27 protein-coding genes and 1 pseudogene are annotated in these 21209 nt (G+C 36.9%); 12 read left to right on the top strand and 16 right to left on the bottom strand.

What is annotated here, in order from left to right; all coding sequences use genetic code 11:
• Window positions 1-202: hypothetical protein (locus tag VB711_RS24630; protein WP_323289067.1), on the top strand; the 202-nt coding region annotated here is incomplete at its 5' end.
• A 124-nt stretch (window positions 203-326) separates the two neighbouring features.
• The gene (locus VB711_RS24625) at window positions 327-977 is read left to right on the top strand and encodes an NYN domain-containing protein (protein WP_323289066.1); all 651 of its coding nucleotides are present in this window, start codon (window positions 327-329) and stop codon (window positions 975-977) included.
• Window positions 978-1174: 197 nt separating this feature from the next.
• On the opposite strand, the gene VB711_RS24620 is transcribed toward VB711_RS24625, so the two are convergent.
• The 4 genes from VB711_RS24620 to VB711_RS24605 all read right to left on the bottom strand — a co-directional run bounded on the left by VB711_RS24620 (window position 1175) and on the right by VB711_RS24605 (window position 3007).
• On the bottom strand, window positions 1175-1882 hold the full coding sequence (locus VB711_RS24620) for a hypothetical protein (RefSeq protein ID WP_323289065.1): 708 nt from the start codon (window positions 1880-1882) through the stop codon (window positions 1175-1177).
• Between the two features lie 95 nt (window positions 1883-1977).
• Window positions 1978-2316 (bottom strand): XisI protein, encoded by a 339-nt coding sequence (locus VB711_RS24615; RefSeq protein ID WP_323289064.1) that lies wholly within the window; start codon window positions 2314-2316, stop codon window positions 1978-1980.
• Window positions 2317-2322: 6 nt separating this feature from the next.
• A complete protein-coding gene (locus tag VB711_RS24610) occupies window positions 2323-2721 on the bottom strand; it encodes a type II toxin-antitoxin system VapC family toxin (protein WP_323289063.1) in 399 nt (132 codons plus the stop codon).
• A 16-nt stretch (window positions 2722-2737) separates the two neighbouring features.
• The gene (locus VB711_RS24605; RefSeq protein WP_323289061.1) at window positions 2738-3007 is read right to left on the bottom strand and encodes a hypothetical protein; all 270 of its coding nucleotides are present in this window, start codon (window positions 3005-3007) and stop codon (window positions 2738-2740) included.
• A 117-nt stretch (window positions 3008-3124) separates the two neighbouring features.
• Between VB711_RS24605 and bioU the strand changes: the two genes are divergently transcribed.
• Window positions 3125-4117 (top strand): (S)-8-amino-7-oxononanoate synthase BioU, encoded by a 993-nt coding sequence (bioU, locus tag VB711_RS24600; RefSeq protein WP_323289060.1) that lies wholly within the window; start codon window positions 3125-3127, stop codon window positions 4115-4117.
• A 131-nt stretch (window positions 4118-4248) separates the two neighbouring features.
• On the opposite strand, the gene VB711_RS24595 is transcribed toward bioU, so the two are convergent.
• Complete coding sequence (locus VB711_RS24595; protein WP_323289058.1) at window positions 4249-5073, bottom strand: DUF1838 domain-containing protein; 825 nt, start codon at window positions 5071-5073, stop codon at window positions 4249-4251.
• 91 nt (window positions 5074-5164) lie between these two features.
• A complete protein-coding gene (locus VB711_RS24590) occupies window positions 5165-8203 on the bottom strand; it encodes an MFS transporter (protein ID WP_323289056.1) in 3039 nt (1012 codons plus the stop codon).
• A 739-nt stretch (window positions 8204-8942) separates the two neighbouring features.
• Between VB711_RS24590 and VB711_RS24585 the strand changes: the two genes are divergently transcribed.
• Window positions 8943-9146: a chlorophyll a/b-binding protein gene (locus tag VB711_RS24585; protein ID WP_323289055.1), complete on the top strand. Its 204-nt coding sequence runs from the start codon at window positions 8943-8945 to the stop codon at window positions 9144-9146.
• Window positions 9147-9532: 386 nt separating this feature from the next.
• Here VB711_RS24585 and VB711_RS24580 read toward each other — a convergent pair whose 3' ends face one another.
• The 5 genes from VB711_RS24580 to VB711_RS24560 all read right to left on the bottom strand — a co-directional run bounded on the left by VB711_RS24580 (window position 9533) and on the right by VB711_RS24560 (window position 14509).
• Entirely contained in the window at window positions 9533-11119 is a 1587-nt protein-coding gene (locus VB711_RS24580) for an Hsp70 family protein (protein WP_323289053.1), read from the bottom strand.
• A gap of 347 nt (window positions 11120-11466) precedes the next feature.
• Window positions 11467-12018 carry a molecular chaperone GrpE gene (locus VB711_RS24575; RefSeq protein ID WP_323289051.1) on the bottom strand — a complete coding sequence of 184 codons (552 nt, stop codon included), beginning with the start codon at window positions 12016-12018 and terminating at the stop codon, window positions 11467-11469.
• 62 nt (window positions 12019-12080) lie between these two features.
• Window positions 12081-12293 carry a DUF2997 domain-containing protein gene (locus VB711_RS24570; RefSeq protein ID WP_323289049.1) on the bottom strand — a complete coding sequence of 71 codons (213 nt, stop codon included), beginning with the start codon at window positions 12291-12293 and terminating at the stop codon, window positions 12081-12083.
• A gap of 161 nt (window positions 12294-12454) precedes the next feature.
• Window positions 12455-12829, bottom strand: coding sequence for a DUF1257 domain-containing protein (locus tag VB711_RS24565; RefSeq protein WP_323289047.1), 375 nt, complete (start codon window positions 12827-12829; stop codon window positions 12455-12457).
• Window positions 12830-12919: 90 nt separating this feature from the next.
• On the bottom strand, window positions 12920-14509 hold the full coding sequence (locus tag VB711_RS24560; protein WP_323289046.1) for an AAA family ATPase: 1590 nt from the start codon (window positions 14507-14509) through the stop codon (window positions 12920-12922).
• A 112-nt stretch (window positions 14510-14621) separates the two neighbouring features.
• On the opposite strand from VB711_RS24560, the gene VB711_RS24555 reads away from it, so the two are divergent.
• Window positions 14622-15323, top strand: coding sequence for a DUF4145 domain-containing protein (locus VB711_RS24555; protein ID WP_323289045.1), 702 nt, complete (start codon window positions 14622-14624; stop codon window positions 15321-15323).
• Between the two features lie 19 nt (window positions 15324-15342).
• Here the strand turns inward: VB711_RS24555 and VB711_RS24550 are convergent.
• Together VB711_RS24550 and VB711_RS26585 are read right to left on the bottom strand one after the other, a co-directional pair.
• A pseudogene (locus tag VB711_RS24550) lies at window positions 15343-16155 on the bottom strand (formylglycine-generating enzyme family protein); the annotation flags it as partial.
• Between the two features lie 434 nt (window positions 16156-16589).
• Entirely contained in the window at window positions 16590-17357 is a 768-nt protein-coding gene (locus tag VB711_RS26585; RefSeq protein WP_416233617.1) for a GUN4 domain-containing protein, read from the bottom strand.
• A 335-nt stretch (window positions 17358-17692) separates the two neighbouring features.
• Between VB711_RS26585 and VB711_RS24540 the strand changes: the two genes are divergently transcribed.
• From VB711_RS24540 to VB711_RS24515, 6 genes are all read left to right on the top strand, one after another.
• Window positions 17693-17869 carry a hypothetical protein gene (locus VB711_RS24540; protein WP_323289043.1) on the top strand — a complete coding sequence of 59 codons (177 nt, stop codon included), beginning with the start codon at window positions 17693-17695 and terminating at the stop codon, window positions 17867-17869.
• A 63-nt stretch (window positions 17870-17932) separates the two neighbouring features.
• The gene (locus tag VB711_RS24535; protein WP_323289042.1) at window positions 17933-18379 is read left to right on the top strand and encodes a type II toxin-antitoxin system VapC family toxin; all 447 of its coding nucleotides are present in this window, start codon (window positions 17933-17935) and stop codon (window positions 18377-18379) included.
• 124 nt (window positions 18380-18503) lie between these two features.
• Window positions 18504-18764, top strand: a complete 261-nt coding sequence (locus VB711_RS24530) for a hypothetical protein (protein WP_323289041.1) — start codon at window positions 18504-18506, stop codon at window positions 18762-18764.
• Window positions 18764-19156 carry a type II toxin-antitoxin system VapC family toxin gene (locus tag VB711_RS24525; protein WP_323289039.1) on the top strand — a complete coding sequence of 131 codons (393 nt, stop codon included), beginning with the start codon at window positions 18764-18766 and terminating at the stop codon, window positions 19154-19156. Before VB711_RS24530 ends, VB711_RS24525 begins: the two co-directional genes overlap by 1 nt.
• 112 nt (window positions 19157-19268) lie before the next feature.
• Window positions 19269-19466 carry a hypothetical protein gene (locus VB711_RS24520; RefSeq protein WP_323289038.1) on the top strand — a complete coding sequence of 66 codons (198 nt, stop codon included), beginning with the start codon at window positions 19269-19271 and terminating at the stop codon, window positions 19464-19466.
• On the top strand, window positions 19463-19846 hold the full coding sequence (locus VB711_RS24515; protein WP_323289037.1) for a type II toxin-antitoxin system VapC family toxin: 384 nt from the start codon (window positions 19463-19465) through the stop codon (window positions 19844-19846). Before VB711_RS24520 ends, VB711_RS24515 begins: the two co-directional genes overlap by 4 nt.
• 77 nt (window positions 19847-19923) lie before the next feature.
• Here VB711_RS24515 and VB711_RS26580 read toward each other — a convergent pair whose 3' ends face one another.
• From VB711_RS26580 to VB711_RS24505, 3 genes are all read right to left on the bottom strand, one after another.
• Window positions 19924-20124, bottom strand: coding sequence for a hypothetical protein (locus VB711_RS26580; protein WP_416233618.1), 201 nt, complete (start codon window positions 20122-20124; stop codon window positions 19924-19926).
• 38 nt (window positions 20125-20162) lie between these two features.
• A complete protein-coding gene (locus VB711_RS24510) occupies window positions 20163-20303 on the bottom strand; it encodes a HEPN domain-containing protein (RefSeq protein WP_323289036.1) in 141 nt (46 codons plus the stop codon).
• Window positions 20304-20396: 93 nt separating this feature from the next.
• The gene (locus VB711_RS24505; RefSeq protein ID WP_323289035.1) at window positions 20397-20624 is read right to left on the bottom strand and encodes a nucleotidyltransferase domain-containing protein; all 228 of its coding nucleotides are present in this window, start codon (window positions 20622-20624) and stop codon (window positions 20397-20399) included.
• Window positions 20625-21061: 437 nt separating this feature from the next.
• Here VB711_RS24505 and VB711_RS24500 point away from each other — a divergent pair.
• Window positions 21062-21209: UPF0175 family protein (locus VB711_RS24500; protein ID WP_323289068.1), on the top strand; the 148-nt coding region annotated here is incomplete at its 3' end.

Raw genomic sequence — 21209 nt, 5'->3', positions numbered from 1 at the left:
TCTACCCCAGAAATGCGATCGCTCTCACTCTACATCAAAACTGCGATCGCTCCTAACTCTACATCAAAAATGTGATCGCTCTCAACTTTACATCAATAAATGCGATCGCTCTCAACTTTACATCAATAATGCGATCTCGTCTCCCAAACAAGATATAACTATTCACTTTGATATTTCCAAATATTATGCCCCTCCTCCGTAGTCTATAAATTCTTAGAGGAAGGGCGTTATAAGTTTTGCCAGCCTACTGGCGTTCGGATATTTACATTCTAACAAGTTTTAGTTTAATATGTCAAGTTGTTAGTTTTGTATCCAAAGGAACTTGAATGAAATCAGTTGCAATTCTTCTTGATGGTGGCTTTGTTTTAAAAAAACTTTATACAATGCTCGGTAATATTCACGCTACTGCTGAAGATGTCATCAAGTTTTCCGAGGTATGTTTAGACAGTAATGAGGATTTGTTTCGATTATACTATTATGACTGTCAACCTTATGAGCAAACACAAACTAATCCAATTTCAGGTACAAGTATTGATTTTAGTGCTACTTCAGCTTGCAGTAGAAGCAAATCTTTACAAAATGCGTTATCACAAAGCAGTAAGGTAGCTTTTAGAAAAGGAAATATTCTTTTTAAGGGATGGGTTATAAAGAAATATTCGACTCAAGATATTATCCGAACTGGACGAAGTATTGTAGATACTGATATTCAAGCTGATCTTCAACAAAAGGGTGTAGATATTAAAATAGGACTTGATGTAGCTTCATTAACTCTTAAGCATACTGTTGAACGACTGATACTTGTAACAGGAGATAGCGACTTTATTCCGGCTATGAAGTTTGCTCGGCGGGAAGGAGTGCAAATTGTTATCATTTCTATGGGAAATTCTAACATTTATTCTGATTTCAAGGAACATTCTGATGAAGTTCGCAAAGTTGGGTATGATTCTACTACCAATTCTTTTATCAGAATTACATAATACGGCTTATGTGAGTTGGAAGCTGAAAGAAGGCAATCCTGTTCATGAGGTTAGGCGTTGCTGCTAAAGCGAAGCCTGAAACCCTGAAAATGACTGGGGCATTTTTAACTCACATAAGGCGTATAATACCAATTACACAAAAAAAATAGGTCATCAACAGATAAATATTGGTTGTTAATTTGCTTCAAGGCTATTTTCTATAATGTGTTGTTTTCATTTATTAATTGAAAATACACATTAGTATAATTCCTTTTTAAGTAATCTTTGAATTTTGAATCAGGCATCTTGTTTACAATGTCTTGCACTGTTTTGGCTGCTGTATTACAAGCCCATTTAGCAGCCTGTTCTGTACTAATTAATTCTAATAAAGGCAAAGGACAATCTTTATTTGTACCTGTAGGATCTTTGTAAGTGCTTGGTTCACGAAAAATTTTTAGTCCTGATAGTTTTTTTAAAATTGGCCTCTTTGAATCAGGATCATCATCACCATCAAGGTTTAAATCATATTCATCGTTAGGCTTGAGATGAACTAACTCGTTACGCAATTTTATGAGATTACTAAAATTTTGGTGGAGTTTATCACCGAAATTTGGTGTTTCACCTGATATAGCTATGTAAGTTACCTCAATCTTTTGTTTTATTTGTCCGTTAGATTTCTCAACATTTGTCAATTCTGTTGCAAGTTTTTTTACAAAATCCTCTGGTTTTTCCTCTGGTTTTGTATATGCTGTAGCTAGTTCCGGCAACTCATTTAGAAATGCCTCAATGGACATAGCTGAAAACAAAATAGCGGGAATTGCATCAGTGATTCCGCGTTCTTGAAGCCTAGAAGACTCGTAGTAAATTGTTGCATTCTTGTGCAGAGGACCGGCATTTAGGTGGAATCTAGTTACTATGTTGTCCATAATCTCCTTAAAGTATAACTAATCATACATTCACCCCTGTTTCTTATAGTACACAAATACGCGATTAATCTAACTTGTAATTAACAAAATTTTACCTAAAAAACAGCAAATTCCGTATATTTCCGAATTTCAGGAGACTTGAAACCTAAAATAATATGTGATTTTGGTATTCCCGCAGCAACCAAATCATTAGCAATACCCTCTTCAGTTCCATCATGTTGAATCCAAACCTTACCATCAATTAAATCAAGATGTAATAAAGTTCCATATATCCGATAACCATTTTTCCAACCTGTTTCTACTAATAAATAACGATCATTTTTTTCATCTAACACCAATTCAACTTTAACTTGTTCATCATTGCCAAAAAAATCAGCATATTCTTCGAGAATATTTTTAATGATTTGACGATATTGATTAGTGAAGGAATCCATTTAAGTTTAAGATTGCAATAAACGAGTAAACCCTTCTTGTTCAAAATGTTTATCAGTAGTCAAAGCTTCCTGAATGCCTTTCTTCCGCATCAACACAAAACTGATAGCATCACACAAAGAATATGTTTTATCTTGTCGAACTAACAATAAATCCATTGCTTCCCGATGCAAAATTTCATCAACCCAAATCATCTCTACATTTGGATTTTCCATTAATTCCAACGAATACATTAACACCGTTGAACGCGGAAAACGTCGAACTAATGCCAAAGCTATCAACTCAGCGAGAACATAGTTATGTGTGATAAAAAGACCGTTATAATTAGAAATTAACCCAACTGCTGTTTTGTGTTGAGCTTCATCTTGATGGAGAAAACAGAGCAACCCTGATGTATCAAGTAACACGATTATAATTTATACCTTATAAGTCATTATCATAAGCCTTAGCCAGATCAGCATCAATGCTTTCATTATCTGTACCTGTAGCGTAACCCAGACTAATTACACCAGCATAGCCAAGCAAACGCTGACGTGCTTCTTCAGCATCAGATTTTGGACTAACTGACAAGCTATACTGACGATTTAAGGAAGCAGCAACTAATTCTGCTACTGAAAGTCCCACAGCACTGGCTTGTTGCTGCAAAGCCGTATAAACGTCATCGTTCAGTTCCAGGGTTAATACTTTACTCACGATTTTTAAGCTACCTTAAATAACGTTCAAGTAATTGTAGCTTATTTCTACTTGAGAACCCAGAAAAATAAAGCATAATTAACTTTTATAACCATTAACCATCAAAGAAAAATCACTATGAACACACAACCTATCCGCGTCGGAGTCTTAGGTTTTGGTGGACTCGGACAAGCAGCCGCAAAACTCCTCTCCAGCAAACGGGAAATGATCTTAGTCGCAGCCGCAGACCAAAAAGGCTACGCATACTCCACCGAAGGCTTAAACACAGATCCTTGCATTACCACTTACCAAAATCAAGGTTCAGTGGGTTATTTAGAACCCTTCGGAACATTAAGCAATAACAGTATTCAAGATTTAATCGCCACCGGTCAACCTGTAGATGGTTATTTCCTGGCTTTACCCAACTTACCTAACGACTTTATCCCCTCCGTCGCCAAAGAGTTTATTAAAGCAGGTTGGCGCGGTGTCCTGGTGGATGCCATAAAACGCACCAGTGCAGTTGAACAACTCTTAGCGATGAAAGACGAATTACAAGCTGCGGGAATTACATACATGACGGGCTGTGGTGCTACCCCTGGACTGTTAACTGCGGCCGCCGCTTTAGCCGCCCAGAGTTACGCGGAAATTCATCATGTGGAAATTACCTTTGGGGTAGGAATAGCCAACTGGGAAGCTTACCGCGCCACTGTCCGGGAAGATATTGGCCATATCCCTGGTTACACTGTAGAAGCTGCTAGGGCGATGACTGACGCAGAGGTGGAAGCATTACTAGATAAAACTAACGGTGTGCTGACTTTGGAAAATATGGAACACGCTGATGATGTGATGTTGGAAATTGCAGGGATTTGTTCACGGGATAGAGTGACTGTTGGTGGTGTGGTTGATACCCGCAACCCCAAAAAGCCCTTGAGTACAAATGTGAAAATTACTGGACGTACTTTTGAGGGTAAAATCTCCACCCACACCTTTACTTTAGGGGATGAAACGAGCATGGCTGCTAATGTGTGTGGTCCAGCCTTTGGTTATCTCAAAGCGGGTCAGGAATTGCATCAACGGGGTATTTCTGGTTTATTTACTGCTGCGGAAATTATGCCTAAGTTTGTAAAATAGAACCGTCTCACGCAGAGGCGCAGAGGCACAGAGAGGAATTAAGAGCGTGACGCAAAATATAACTCAAACTCTCATTCCTCTGTGTTCTCTGTGCCTCTGTGGTATGCGCTACGCGCACGCTACGCGAACGTTTATTCCATAACTCCTAATTCTGATTGGTGAAGTGGGAATGTTTCACCTGCTAAGTATGCGGGAAAATGCTTTTGGAAATATAGCCAAGATGTCATGTCTTCCCCTTCTATAAAGGCTGTTGGGGCTTGTTTATATAAGGGTACACGGTTATTGATTTCTGTTTGCAGGAGTGGGGGTAATTCTTTAAAGCTGGGAACTTTGCTGCCAGTAGCACTATAGATTAAATATCCAGGTTGTTGTCCCATTTTCATCCAAGGCAACCACTGACCAATTCTATCCCAACTTAGTTTTAATTCTGTGACTGAAGCAAGTTCGGAGTTAATTAAATCTGCGGTGGGTACGGTAATTTTAAAGAGTTCGGCAGCTTGATAAATGGGCGTTGGACAATACTCTGCAAATTTTGGATCTTCTGCTAAGGGATTAGGATAATTAGGGAAAATATCAAAGACGAATGTGGTATTTTCTTCGTCTACTTGGGCTGGTAATTTGCCTTTAAATTTACCCTGTACCGGACTATTAGCAACGTGCATAACTGTGACGCTTTCTCCAGTCCAAGGGTTTTCCCATGTCCGTAAAATCTCTTCTGTTTGCGGATTTAAATAATAGGTCAATTCTCTAGAAATAAAATTCCATCCTCCCTCGGTGTTGGCAATACATCTACTGACGCTCATACCGACTATTTTAAATAGCAGTTGCCGTTTTTCGTTAGGGACAAAACTATAAATTTTACCTGTCCAAATCAAGAAATTAGATTCATTGGAGTTGAGGGAAGAACGAGTTTTTACCCATTGTTGGGCATCCACTTCTTGGACTTGGATATTCATGCGATCGCTCCTGGTGAAAATTCACCTAATCATATCATTTCTGGTTGAAGATCCCCGACTGATCTAAGAAGTCGAGGATCTGTATCTATCCCTAAGCCAATGCTCCCCCTAAAGCGGAGAAAATGGCGGAAACGATCGCTGTGGTAAATAACCACCAAGAGGCAGTTTCGGCGGCTTTTCTGGTTTCTTCCGCTTGTCGCTGGGCTTGATGTTTCATTTCGTCCAGACGGCGTTGTGCTTCATGCTGTAAGTTTTCTGCCCTTTGGAGTACATTGTTACGAACTCCTTCTATTTGGGCTATCAGTCGGTTGGCATCTTCCTCAGATATGTCTTCACGGGAACTCAAAATGGCGACTAAGGTATCACGATTGAAGGATGAAAGGCGATCGCGCAATGAGTCAAACCCGGCTTGAGGATCGTCAAATAACTGCCGCAAATCACGTTTAATTCCGTCATAATTCAGTTCTGGGCGTTCTAGGGAGTTGAGATAATTGCGAATGGTGGCAAAAATTCTCTCTATGGCATCTTGGATATGGCGTTGAACATTTCGCACCTGTTCCACAACTTGATCACGCACAGAGAGCATATTATCAGCAATCCTGACTGCTTCCTCGTCAGTTAAATCTTCTCGAATTTTTAACAAGGCGATAATTGTAGAACGGTCAAAATGTGCCAAGCGATCGCTCAAACTTTCCATCCCCACCCGTGGATCATGCAATAGCAGATGTACATCCCTCTTTATCCCTTCTGGGTTCAATTCTTGTTTACCAGTATACCGCAAATATTCTTGCAGATAAGTTTGAAAATTCTGTACCCGTTGCTGTGTGCGAGTAGCCAGACGACGGGGCGCACGGACAATACTTTTAATTGATGTCTGCACAGTGTCAATTACTTCATTAACTTGCTCCTCACTCAAATCTTGACGTTGACTCAACAACTGCACCAAGGTATCCCGATCTACGTGCGATAAGCGATCGCGCAACGCAACAACTCCCAATCTGGGATTAGCAAACAACCGATTAATATCTCGCTGAATCCCCTCTGGATTCAATTCTTCCTTACCTGTATTTCGTAGATAATCGGCAATAGTGCTGGTAACAGCGTCATATTGTTCCTTTGCTTTTTCTGTCACCATTTGCGGTGTGTGCCGGATGCGATGCCATGATTGCTCAACCACATCCATAATTTGATGAACTTGTTCCTCACTCAAATCTTGACGCTGATTCAACAACTGCACCAAAGTATCTCGGTCAAAGCGCGACAACCGGGAACGAATACCAATGATTCCCGATTGGGGATCATCTAATAATCTTTTCAAGTCGGCACGAATGGTATCAGGGTTTAATTCTTCTCTGCCTGTGTTACGCAGATATGATTCTAGATTTAACCACAAACTTTCTGCTTGATATTGTGCTTGTTGTGCCAATCCTAAAGATTCTCTCAGTACGCGATCGCGCTGGGTTTCCAATTCATCCAAAATCGGGTCTAATTCCCATTCCTGGATATCATTGCGAACTAACAAAGTTTCCCCGATCTGTTCGCGGTTCATTTGTGCCAGTCGCTGTGATAAGGTTTGGTAATCTGCGTCTGAATCTGCCAACAGTGGTTGAAAATCCCGTTCAATTCCCTCTGAAGTTAAATCTGCTTTGGGAGTCACCAACAGATAACTTTCTACTCGACGTTGCAAATCTTGAACAATTTCTCTCTCTTCGGCTGTGGCAACTCTCACCACCACATCATCTCGCACAGCCACCAATTGATCGGCTATTTGGCGAATTTCTGCCTGATTCAGCAGTCCCCGTTGTTGCAAAATATCTACAAAATCTTGGCGTGTGATTTTCTCTAACTCCCTACGAATTGTCCCAGGATCAGCCGCAGGATCATAAATCACATCCCGAAATTCCTGAGCAATTTTGTCTCGACTTAGTTGCCAAGCATAGGTATTGAGTAAGTAGTTTTCTACATCAGCACGAATGGGACTGTATGGTTGTTCTGTAACTTGTTTTACTACCTTGTTTTTAGCCGTATCTAGCGATCGCACAATCTTTTCTACATCCAAATCAGACAAATCTGCTCTTCCCAACACAACCCCAGTCAAGGCAGATATTACCTGTTGAAGCAAACCAGGTTTTTGTTCTGATTCTTTAGAACTACGGATTTCAGTAACTAGCTGGTCAACTTTGGCATTGAGTTCATCTGTTTTCGTCTGTCCAGGAGGAAGTGATTTGAGATATTCCACCAACTCACCCACACGATCAGAAACAGGTTTTTCCTGACCTACCACCTGTTGCCAAACACCATATAAAGTATCAGTGATCCGCTTCAAGTCCCGTTTAGAAAGGTCGGTACGACTGCTAACTAAATCAATAAACCTTTGACGATCAATATTACGCAGATCAGGACTACTAGCGATCGCTTTAAATTGTGGTTCACTAAGTAACCTTTCAAACTCATCTCGAATCCTAGATATATCTAATTCTGGAGGACGGAGCTTTTCTACATAATCTTCTATGTTTTCCCGAATATTCACCGCATCAATGCCTTTACTCAGTTCCCGACGCACCGCACTAGCAGCAGCTTCAGCCGTTGCCACCACTTGCTGATTTACAGCTTTAGCACTTAAAACACTGGCAGCAGTCCCTATAATCGCCTGAAAACCAGAAGTTGCAGTATGTATCACCGAGCCAATTAAAGAACCCACCGTGGTTGTACTCAGCCATACCAGAGCTAAAAAATATGCCCCCCAAATTACTAAACCTAAAATTGCCCCTAGTCTGGGATCTAATATTAACAAACTCAGTTTCACTGCCAAATAACTAGCAATAAATACAGCTAATGTGACTGTAACTAACGTCCAAAGCCCCAGCTTTGTACCAATTTTGCGAACCGAACTACCTAAACTGTTAACTTGCTCAGAGGAATCAGAGGAATGTCCCAAATAAGAAATACCAGCAGCGATCGAGAGATTTGTTAAAACTAATTGAAATGCAAAAGCGAGAATCACACCTGAAATTAACGCCACAAAAAAGCGTGGACCAGAAGTCAGAAGTGATGCCTGTGCCGGTGAAAGGTTAGTAGGAACTACGGGAATTTGTACCCACCACGAGAAAGGTTTATAGAAGTTTAGCATGATTTGTATTTCCTGCATCTAAGTTTTAATTTGAGAAATAAAGAATTTTATTGTATCTATCGCAATATCTAACTCTTGTAGTTCTCAGAATCCAGGAACATAGTCACTCACAGCATCTCTCCCTGGGGTGAAATTTCATCTAATGTCAGGCATAAGTTGAGTAATTTCTCGTCATCAATACCATTTTAGAGAATAAAAACCTAAATGATTTCTAAATAAATCCAAGTATTGTAGGGTGGGCTATGCCTGACAAAACCCGCAGATTCTCAGCAATGTCCAACCTACGTGTATGTTCAAAACTCAAATAGGAATCCTATAGTTGACAACAGAGTTTATTTTTTTATTTTCATCAATCATAGTTTAGAGTCAATTTACATTTATTTATAATTATTAATTATATCACCATCCCAAGGTTGATTTATCAGTACCAATGGCTTTGTGATTATCTTCCACAAGAAATGCCTCTAATTTGTATCTACAGACAGAAAGGATTTTTATGGAAAAAAGGTAAATTAAAGTTAAGCAGTAAATTTTGCATAACTAACATGAAAAATCCTTTTTCCAGTGATTGGCCAACAGACAAATCCCGAATCCCAACACTGAAATAGACGTTTAGTAATGATGGTTTTATAGCCTATTTACTTGGAGATTGAGCAAGCTATGGCGTTTAAAAAAACGTGTTACACCCAGCTACTCACAATCTCACACATCAAATCTGCTAAAATTTTGGAGACAAACAATGGAAACTCGTTCATCTACCGATTTATCACAAGTTGCTAAAGCTTACAATGGTGTAGATCGCAACGCTTTTATTTTCGGATGGAATCCCCAAGCCGAATTATGGAACGGACGCTTGGCAATGATTGGTTTTATAGCCTATTTACTTTGGGATTTAGTCGGCTACAGCGTTCTACGCGATGTATTGCACATCATGAGATACTAATTTCTCTCAAAACCCCTCTTTTGTTTCTGATAGTTTAATAAGGGGGGGTTTGATCCAATACTTGATTAGCTCATTTAGGGAACTTCCAAAAAATAAATTATCCTGATTAACTAACCGCAGAGGCGCAGAGAACGCAGAGGAATTGCTGGTTTCTCAAAAGAGGAGGATCACTTGCAATACTTTTCTGTTAAGAGTTTTTGTAGTTTTTGTAGGTTGGGTTAAGCGATAGCGCAACCCAACAAAAATCCGTAAATGTTGGGTTTCTTAATGTCAAACACCATTCCTCACAAGCCGGGAAACCCATCCAAGACCGTGACTCCTCAACCTATTTGATTTAATAGCCCTTACTCTGTTCCTACTTTTTGAGAACCCTTAGATATATTATATTACCTCAATTTATAAATTTCACCTCTATTAACTAATATCTCTCCTGTTAATAGGTCTTTGACTGTTGCTAACAAAATGCGTCGAGAATCCACTGTAAATAACACGGATATTCTATCAATTCCCGCTTCTCCTGGTGGGTTAATTTTTGCAATACATATCTGTTGATTTTCAGTATCTAGGGAAGAATAACTTTCTTGATGTTGGAGAGTGTTAGAAGTCATTCTACCTGAAGCGTCAAAAGCAATTTCTGTTTGGGTTATATCACCTACTTCACCAATATCTAAACGAATCTCTGTTTGTCCATTATTTGCAGTTTGTAAGGTTAACCATTGGGAACTTTGACAAGGATACTTTGTACCCTTGGTAAATATAGGATGATAAATATAACTTTTGCTGAAATTATCCCATAAACGAATCGCGTAACTATGACGCAAAAAATCATCTAATTCGGTAATTTGAGTTATTGCTAATGCACCATGACAAACAGCATCAAAAGGTTTATTTAATTTTACCTTACTTTTACCGAAGTAAGAAATGATTAATTGTTGAACTGCAGGAATTAAACAACTTCCTCCCACTAATAAAACCTGTTGAATATCATTTTTAGAAATACCTTTTCTGAGTGCAAAGGTTAAAACCTCATCTAACGCATCTCGTAACTGTTGTAAAAATTGCCGATATTCTAAAATTTCTTCTAATTTTTCCCGGTTAATTTTCAACTCATAAGACATAAAAGATTCATCATCAAACCAACTTTCCGATGCTGTTGTATTTTTAGAAAGTTGAATTTTTAAGCGTTCAGCAATTTCCAGGAGATTTTGATAACTGATTTTACCAACTTGTTCAGGTGTGAGATTTTGAGAATGTAAATAATCCTCCACTATCCAAACATCAATATCTTCACCACCTACATAAGCTTCAGATTTCGCTAAAACCTCAGCACGTAAATTATTATTCTGTTCAGAATTTACAACAGTTCTAACTAAACTTAAATCAAGAGTCCCCCCACCAAAATCTACAACTAAAATCAACTTACCAGGAGATTTAACAGCATAACCTAAAGCTGCTGCTGTAGATTCATCAATAACTGAGACTTGAGGAACATTTAATTTATTACCCAACTCTCGAAACCAATCTAAATAACGTTCAAAAGCACCAACAGGAACAGTAAAAACTAAATGACTAGGTTGAATATTTTGCTTTTTAATTTCTGTCCAAATAGTTTGGATAAACAACTCAGAAACACCAACAGAATTATAACTAATTCCATCAATTTGACGTGGTGGTGGTTGATAATCTCCAGACAGATCACGTTTAAACTTTTTAAATAATCGTTCTGGAGGATAATTTTGAGAAAGTCCTAAACGTTGACTTTTCACACCTTCACCCAATATAATATGATCAGGGGATTTAATAAATAATAAACTAGGAATAACAGGAAATTCTAATCTTTCACCTTGAGGAGTCACACCCACAAATACACGGGATAAATTAGGAAAGCGTAAACTTTTAGGTTGTTGGGTATCAGCTTCTAAAATACTAATTACAGTATTACTTGTACCAAAATCAATTGCAATAGTTGTCATGATTAATAGTAGGTTGGGTTACAATACTTGTCGGTTAAGCTCAAAAAATAGAATTACGTAGGTTGGGTTGAGGAACGAAACCCAACATTTATAAGCATTTGTTGGGTTGCGCTGTCGCTTAACCCAACCTACGATATTAGGAGTTACGCATTGACAGAATCTATTACACAAGTATGATAGATTTTATCTCTTGTAGGGTGCGTCAGACCCGATAATTTAACAACCAACAGATTTTTTCTATCTGACGCACCACACTAATATGGGATTCCAAAAGCCTGAAACTAGGCAATTTCGTTCATACATATCATCTGCATTGTGTACAGTGCGTAAGTCCTAGATATTATCATTTAATTATTATCAAATCCTGCGGGAAGAGTGCGACTAACCTTAGCAGGATAGAGAACCGTTACACCATCTTGATAACCAATAAATCTAATATAAACTAATTCTCCTTCTTGAATATCATCACTATCAGCTTGATGTAACTGAGGATTATAATTAACCTGTTCCCAGATTTCCCCAATCACAGTATAACCCCAACTTGTAATTAAATTATCTAAAGATGTAAATAGAGAGACGAGATTTTTAGCAGGTAAATCAGGTTTTATTAAAGCCATTTTTTTGACTGTGGGATAGTTGCAAAGTAAAGTTTGCAGTTGGGTAAAAGTTTCAACTTGTAAATCGGTTTTTAATTGTTGAGATTGCTGTTTTAACTCTTCCCGGAGTCGTTGACATTGTAACTCTAAATCTTTAATCTTGTGTTCTGTATCTGTTGAAATTGTACTTTGATTTTCAATAGATCTATTTTCCTGACTTTTAGGAAATATGAAACGCAGAATAATATAAATGATGATAGCGAGAATTAGACCGAAACCAATATGATTAATTTGTTCTAGCATATTATTTGTTGATGTAGTTGGTTTTCAGATCCCCGACTTCTTTAACAAATCGGGGATCTAGTTTATTGTTGTTGTAAGGTTTGATTTTCTGAATTTGTAATTAACTCATCATCTTGATAATATTCCGGTAACAATTCCTGAGATTCTATTTCTCCCAAGAATTTTTCCAAACCCTTTGTAGTTTCCACACAACTAGAACCAGTTGCATTTAAAACCCGTTCCACAATTTTACCATCTTTACCAATGCGATATTCAATCTTTTGATATTCTGCCATGATGATTTTTCCTTTTTAATAAATAAATCCGGGCGAATATAATTCGCGGCTACACAAACAAAGTCCACCTTCGTGGACTAAAAAAATTGAATTTCTAACCCGCGAAGGCGGGTTTCGTCTGTGTACATGTGATTTCTAATCGCCATTTTTTTAAACATTCTTTAAACCCATTTACCAACAACAACCCGCACAGTACCGTCTGGGAAAACCTCCTCTTCTTCTACATTAAAACCCTCAGTTTGTATAGTTTCCATCAAAGTTTTATGGGCGTATTTTTGACTAATATTATTAATAAACTCCTGTTGATTAATTTTCGCACCCCAAAAATCAGCAACTAATTCGTAACTTTCTCCATTTTTACGAAAACCCAAATCATAACCATTAGATTGCTTAATCACAAAATCAGCATTAGTTTTATTACCGCTATAACCCCTAACCTGAGTATTCAACTCAACTTGATAACCCAACTCCTGCAAAACGTGATGAAGAACATCACCATTTTTAATCTGTACCTTAATAGTTGTAAAATGAGACATAAAAAATCAACTCCTATAAAAGAATCTCTCCAAAACCTCTTCTCTCTGTGTCCTCTGTGCCTCTGTGGTTCGTTAAAAAAATATTGAAATTTAATCCACCTCCAAAAAACCCAAACCTTGCTGCTGAGAATAAACCTTCAACTCCTCAATTAACAGTGTATCAATAGAAGCCGTTCTTGCGCCAGCTTCCGCAGCCCAACGTTTTAAATTAGAAATTTGTTCCTTAGCAATAGCCGCCAAAGGAACAGTTTCCGATATTGCAGCTAAAATATCTTCTGTGTTAAAATCCCGCCTATTGCCATCAATTAAACTACCAAAAGCCCGGTGCATTCCATCAATAATTACTTGTTGAATTTCTGCACCGCTAAAATTTTCGCTATTTCTAGCAAGTTTCTGTAAATCAAAATCTCGCAGTCGAGAAGGACGGATTTTTTGCAAGTGGACTTTAAAAATATCATGGCGTTCTTTTTCCGTGGGTAAATTTAAAAAGAATATTTCATCAAATCGCCCTTTTCTTAATAACTCGGCTGGTAATATTTGCACATTATTAGCAGTAGCCACCATAAACACCGGACTGGTTTTTTCTTGCATCCAAGTTATCAACGTTCCAAATACTCGGCGCGATGTTCCAGAGTCACCATCTACACCACTATTAATATTACCAAATGCTTTATCTATTTCATCCATCCATAATACACAGGGTGATATTGCTTCTGCTAATTGAATCATTTGGCGAATGCGATTTTCACTTTCTCCGACTATTCCCCCAAATAATCTCCCCACGTCTAAACGTAACAATGGTAAACGCCATTCATGGGCGATAGTTTTGGCTGATAATGATTTTCCTGTTCCTTGTATTCCTACTAATAAAACTCCTTTGGGGTTGGGTATGCCATAACGTCGCGCTTCTTCGGTAAAAGCATCTTGACGCATTCGCACCCACTGTTTGAGATTTTCTAAGCCGCCGACGTTTTTTAATGATTCATTGGCGGTGTAAAATTCTAATATTCCGGTTTGGCGAACTGCTTGTTTTTTCTCTTCTAAAACTCTATCAATATCTGTTTCGTTGACTTGTCCTTTTGCTGCTAAAGCTGCGGCTAAAACTCTTCTAATTCTGGCGCGACTTAATCCTTGACAGGCTTTGATTAATTGTTCTTTTCCTAGTCCATTTAAGTTAAGTTTTTCGGGGACTATTAATTGATGAATTAAATAATCAATTTCTTGGATGTTGGGTAAGGGAAAATCAATTACTGTAATTTCTTCTTGTAGTTCTGGGGGAATGGTTAATGTATGACTGGTGAGGATGAGGGTTTGGCGTGTGCGTTTGAGTTGGCGGGTGAGGTTTTTGATAGCACGAATTACGGGAGCATTTTTTTCTGTTTCGGGGTTTTTGAGGATAAAATGTATGTCTCGTAATACGAAAATTGCGGTTGTATTTTCTGGGGTTTTGGTAGTTCTTGATAATGCACCCATGACTGAACCTTTATCAGTTCCGTTGTCATCCCAACCGGTGACGATATCCCATAATAATAGTTGTCGTGGTGTCTGGGATATTTGGGTGAGTTGTTGGAGAACTTGTTCTATTGGTTCTTCTTCGACTCCGACTATATATAGTAGGGGATAGCGGGCGCGAAGCATGAGGTCTATTTGTTGGAGTAGTTGTTGGTGGGGGTTATTCATTATGTATGAATAGGGGGGTAGTTGTTAATGTATCAATTTTTGAATTTTTTTAAAAAAACAAGATAGTTTTATATTATCATAATAAAAAGTCAACCCATAACATATAACAGATATGTCTAATAATGAAGAAAGATGCCCTCATTGTAATGAAAAGACCTTAATAAAAATAACAGAAGGCAAATCTCCTACAATTAATCATTCTGAGTCCGATGTTTGGGAAAAATATTGTTGGAAGATTTTATTCTGTAACGACTGCAAGAAAGCAACTGTTATTCAAGAATCATATTCAAGTGAGTATCGAGAGGAAGTCTATGATGAAGAAACTAAAGAATTTTCCTACATACCCGAAGTTTCAACAGAATTATTATATCCCCAAATTAAGCAGTTTGGCATGGGATACAAACAATTTAAATCACCTGATACATATCAGGAAGCGATACAATTATTCAAATCTAAATTGTATGAAGAAAGTATAAATAAATGTAGAAAAGCATTGGAAGCACTATGTTTAGATTTTAACATACAAGACTATCCAAACTATACTTTAACAAAGAAAATTAAATCTATGAAAGAAAATAAATATTTTGATGATACTTTATATCAATGGGCAGACATTATAAAATTTTTTGGAGATAAAGCAACACATAATTATTATGAGCTTAGTGAACGTATAGCCCAAAATATTATAGATTTGACAGGATCTTTGATTGAATACTCCTTAGAGCGGAAACTTAGGAAAAGTAAGGAAAATAAACAATTTGAATATCTAACACAAGAAAAGAAAAAAATAGAAATAGATGAAAAAAAAGGGTAAAGGGTAAGAGTATAAAGAGCTACAGAGTCCACGCAGCACCACACACAACACGAAAACCGAGGGTGTTGTAGTCGAAGCCCGCAACAGTATAGTTACGACAAGCCGAACGGCAACTCTTAGGAGGGTGATACCAAGAACCGCCGCGCAGCAACTTTGATTTACTTGATCTTGCCACAGCACTACCATCTTTAGGCGCGTTATTATAGCTATCTACCCAATCATCGAAACACCACTCCCAGACGTTCCCGTGCATATCATACAAACCAAAGGCGTTAGGGGGAAAAGAGCCTACATCTGTGGTTTTCTCACGATACTCACCTCTAGGAGCAGAAGCGTAAGGGGAATTACTATCATAGTTGGCTAAATCCGTTGTAATCGTCTCTCCAAAGTGAAATGGTGTGGTAGTTCCCGCTCTACAAGCATATTCCCATTCGGCTTCACTTGGCAGTCTGTAGGTTTTTCCTGTCCTTTGGCTTAACTTTTCACAGAATTTAACCGCATTATTCCAACTAACGCTTTCAACTGGGCGATTACTACCTTTAAAATAAGAAGGTTTAGTTCCCATAATAGCTTGATATTGTGCCTGTGTTACCGAATATTTTCCCATAAAAAAACTCGGAACTGTAACTTGATGCTGGGGGCTTTCATTATCATATCTTTGTAGTTCATTTTCCGGTGAACCCATCATAAAAGTACCACCAGGAATTGCAGCCATTTCCAAATTAACACCATTACCCAAATCTTCTATAAAATATCTAGCTACACGCGGCTGACGCTGAATAATTTGGCCAAATTTGTTGACTGTGACTACTTTAATTTGTTTTAGTTTTAAACCTTCATGATTAGGATTTTTTAATATTTGCTTAATTCTTAGTTCTGTTCTTTTCCTTAATATTAAATAAGCCGCATTTTGAATATCCCAAGATTCATCATTTAAACCTGCAATTACCAAATCTAAACCCTGTTCTCCATAATTCAAGGCTTGCTCAAGTGCAGCAATTCTCACCTTTAAATCTGGATTTTGTAACCGCAACTTTACCCCTTCAATACCACCTAAAACCGCAGCACCTTCTAGTGATGGACTATTACCACCAAGCACAGCATCGTATTCTTGCGGTTGTTGTGGGTTATTCATAACTGGGATAGTTGTGTGAGTTGTTGGAGGACTTCTTCTATTGGTTTTTCTTCGACGTATCCAAAAACCAGAACCTGCAAGGCTGGATGGAAAATTACCTATTGATAAATATTAATAATTTCTTCTAGCCTTTAGATGTTACAGTTTGCAAGCCTGGACGTTAGAGAAGAGACAGTGTTTCGCGTCCATAATATTTTGGACTTATCGTAACGAAACGGGAGGTGAGCTTCAGGAGCATTGGACTTAAAAGTAATCTCATTGATCGGCAACCAGTTCCCTCCCTTTCTCCATCCTATCTTGTCTGCAAAAGCATTCCAGATTTCCCTGTTGTACTCTCCTGTTCCACCCAAACTTTGATAAATGCGCTTTTGGACAGACAACCCAAACCGCCCGTTACTGTATCTTACCCACAACTGGTCAATGGTGCGGAGGTCTTCACATGGGAAATTATCAATACTGTTAACATCTAACCAACCTTTTTTTCCCCGCTTCGCCACTGCTAACATTACGTGCCTTGTTTCCTGGTCTGCTTCTTTCCATTTTCCCGCCGCTAGTAAGTCACGTAATTGAGTATAGTCTGTTGATGCTCCTAGTTTTAAATGTGCATTAGACTCTATTAAAATCTGTGTTACGCTTGCTTCTGTGCGAGACTTTAACAGAGAATAAGCCTGTTTTTGTACATCCCAAGACTCATCATCTAAAGCCGGAATGACTAAATCTAAACCTGCTTCGCCATAATTCAAAGCTTGTGCAAGTGCTGCTATTCTCATCTGGGGGTTGGGGTTACTCAACCGTAATTTTACCCCTTGAATACCACCTAAAACTGCTGCACTCTCTGGGGCTTGATTTTGACCACCAAGTACAGCATCGTATTCTCGCGGTTGTTGTGGATTATTCATGATTCGTTAATGGTTGGTTTCATGTATGCTGTATTAAAAATAGCATATTATTGTCTGAATCAGGATGTACAGGATGTGATTGGATGATTATTGGTTAGGTGTTGATGATTAGTATGAGGAAAAGTGAATATTTATGAAGTCAGATGTAAGAATAAATACATAAACAACAGCCATTAACCATCAAATAACCATAATAATCAATACATCATTCACGTCTAGTAACCATCCAATAATCATCCTGTAAATCCTATAATCCTGGTTATCCTGATTCAGACAGTTTATAATTGATATACAGTGCAATATTACCTATAACCTAGTAAATGACATAGATAATTATGAATGTACAACTTGTTGACTCCCTTGTAGAAATTGTGTTAAAATTAACTCCCGAAGAAAAACAACTTTTCCAAGAAAGGTTAATTTATCAAGATTTCAACAAACAAACTAAAAAGCCTTTAACCTCTGAAAGAAAGATTAAAACTTTGGCAAGAGTGGATAGAAAAAGCTCCTAAAAGTTCTGTTAATCTTCCTGATGAAGCACTACGTCGAGAAAACATTTATGATGATCGAGGAAGATGAGTAATTACTTATTAGATACCAATATTCTGTTACGTTCAAGAGATATCACATCTCCTGATTTTCATTTAGTTGATAAAACAATTAGATATTTAATATCTAATAATCATCAATGTTTTATTACCTCTCAAGTAATTATTGAATTTTGGGTTGTTGCTACTCGTCCTATAAATGTCAATGGATTAGGATGGAATATAGAACAAACAACTCAAGCAGTACAAATGCTAATAAATCAATTTGATTTACTAGAAGAAACACCAGATGTATTTTCTATTTGGTTGAACTTAGTAACAACATATAATATTTCTGGTAAACGAACTCACGATATACACATATTAGCAGTGATGCTTGCTCATAATATCAGCCATATTTTAACTTTAAATCCCAAAGATTTTATAGCTGTTCCTGAAATTACAATTATTCATCCTCAAAGTATTAATAGCTAAGAATATTGTCAATGTAATTATCCTGTTAATTCTTTAATCATGGGTATCCTGATTCTGACAATATGTTACAATCGGAATAGAGGTAAAATCAAAAATTTCGTAATTAAATTGATCAGAAAAGACAATGCAACAAATTAATTTTGATGCTCGTGTAGATGAAAATGGTTTTTTATATCTGAAACTTCCCCCAAATTTTGCCGGGATGGAAATAACAGGCAAACTTTTATATAAAGTTCATTCTCTTTCCTTACCAAATCGCAAAGAGAATAAAATTGATATTAATCTTGTTCGGAGTATTTGTCATCAGATTAGAAATTTACCAGTTCTTGATAGCAGAACTCCTGATGAAATTATTGGTTATAATGAGTTTGGAATCCCAGAATAATGGTTATTGATACTTCTGCTATTATGGCAATTATTTATGATGAACCTGAAGAATTGATATTTATTGAACTTATTAACGAAAGTGCAGATTGTTTACTTTCTTCTCCAGGTTATGTGGAAGCATCCATTGTTTTAGGTACTAAACATGGTCAGCAAGGTGTAGAAAATCTGAATTTATTAATTGCAGCATTATCTATAACTATTGTACCTTTTACTGTAGAACAGGCACAATTAGCAAGTGCCGCATTTTTGAAATTTGGTAAAGGCCGTCATCCTGCAAAACTGAATATGGGAGATTGTTTTTCTTATGCTTTAGCAAAATCTACAAATCAACCTTTATTATTCAAAGGTAATGATTTTATTCACACCGATATTGATCAAGTGAATTATTAATTGATGCTATATTGGATTTAGACAATAACATCCTGTTAATCCTATAATCCTGGGTATCCTGATTCTGACAATATGTTACAATCTGAATTGAGAGAAACAGGAGCATAAAACTATGCCATTAATCAAAATACCAAAACATTATCTTGTATCTCAAGATGAAGATTCAATTACGGTAGATGTACCAGAATCAATGCTATTACATTGGAAAAAAGACTATGAAAAAATTAGTAAAGCTAAAGGTATTTTAAAACATAGAAAATCTGCTATGTTAGCTCATTTAGATCATCTACGTCAGGAATGGGAAGAATGAAATATCTTTATGATACCAATATTTTTATTTACTATCTAGCTGATGATATAACAGTTAATTCATGGTTTACAGAAGAGTTTTTGAATTTGCACGAAATTATAGTTTCACCAATTATCCGCATTGAATTACTGAGTTTTACTGGCTTATCAAAAGAGGAGGAACAGTCTATTGAAGATTTACTATCTCAATTTAACACAGTTCCATTGTTGCGAGAAATTGAAAATCAGACAATCCAAATCAAACAACAATATAAAATTAAACTTCCTGATGCAATTATCGCCGCTACAGCAATAAATCAAGACGCATTTTTAGTAACAAGAAATGTCAGTGATTTTAAAGGAATTACTGGACTAAAGATTGAGAATCCTTTTGTTAATTGATAATGGAGGACAATATAACTTTTATCCTGTAAATCCTTTCATCCTGGTTATCCTGATTCAGACAAAATAGCCTCAATTTATAAACAATCAATATTTGATTTCGCAAAATTGAGAATTTCTATAGTTCTTTGAATAATCAGATCCGCATCATCTTCTGTAATATTAGGATCAGTATTATAGTCACCGCGTAAACGAGTTCTTTCTGCATCAATTAAATAACGATGAAATTCACGAGGAATTCTTTCTGGGCGAGAAAATTTTTCTCCAAAAGCAGCAATAACGGCTGAATGTTTAGAATAAGCTAGACCTTCCCCTTCTAAAAAGCTGTAGGAATATAAAACATAGCATAATAACCACGAGAAACAGCAAATTCGGCAAAACCTTTTTGATTAAGTTCTACTGCTGCTTGTAAACTTCTCTCTGCTTTGTCCAACAATCTTTGTTGTTCAGGATTCATATTACTAAACCATCTTTTCTCACATTACGAAAAAAACCACTATCATGATTTTCTAATTGTTCATAATTAGCAAAAGCACAACTGATTAAAACATTATATTCTAGGCATAGATTCAGCGATTAATTGACTAATTCTTTCACTTTCTTGGGAATAGTTAAAAACATCTTTTAACACAATTAAAATATCAATATCTGAATCTGGTTGTGCTGTTCCTCTAGCTTGTGAACCATATAAAATGAGTTTTTCTATCTGTTCTCCATAAAGTTGTTTTAACTTTTGCTGTACTTGGGTTAAAACAGTGGAAATAGGTTGATTTAGCATAATTTTTAATCAACAATTACTCTGACTTAATTAAAATAGCATATTATTGTCAGAATCAGGATGTAAGGATTTACAGGATGTGATTGGATGATTTTTTGTGTTGTGGTGAATGTTGTGGTTGTCTGAATCAGGATTTCCAGGATTTAAGGATTTACAGGATGTGATTGTTTAATTATTGGTTAAGTGTTGATGATTAGTATGGAGAAAGGTTAATTTTTATGAAATTACTGTAATCATCAAATAATCATCCTGTTAATCCTATAATCCTGGTTATCCTGATTCAGACAAGATTATGAAGTGAGATGTAAGAATAAATACATAAATAACAGCGATTAACTATCAAATAACAATCCTGTTAATCGTATAATCCTGGGTATCCTGATTAAGACTATAATAAAGATTAATCAACACCCCAAACTCAATTAGAGAATCGTATTATGAGTACCGTATCCTTAGAAATACCTGAAGAAATCTTAATTAGTCTCAAAGAAACTCCAGAAAATCTGACTAGAGAAATACAAATTTTAGCAGCAGTTAAACTTTTTGAACTTGGTAAACTTTCATCAGGAAGAGCAGCACAATTAG

Origin of the sequence: Cronbergia sp. UHCC 0137 (assembly GCF_034932285.1) — a bacterium.
Taxonomy (GTDB): domain Bacteria; phylum Cyanobacteriota; class Cyanobacteriia; order Cyanobacteriales; family Nostocaceae; genus Cronbergia.
Note: the sequence above shows the minus strand (reverse complement) of the source record. Positions and strands in the feature narration are given on the sequence as shown.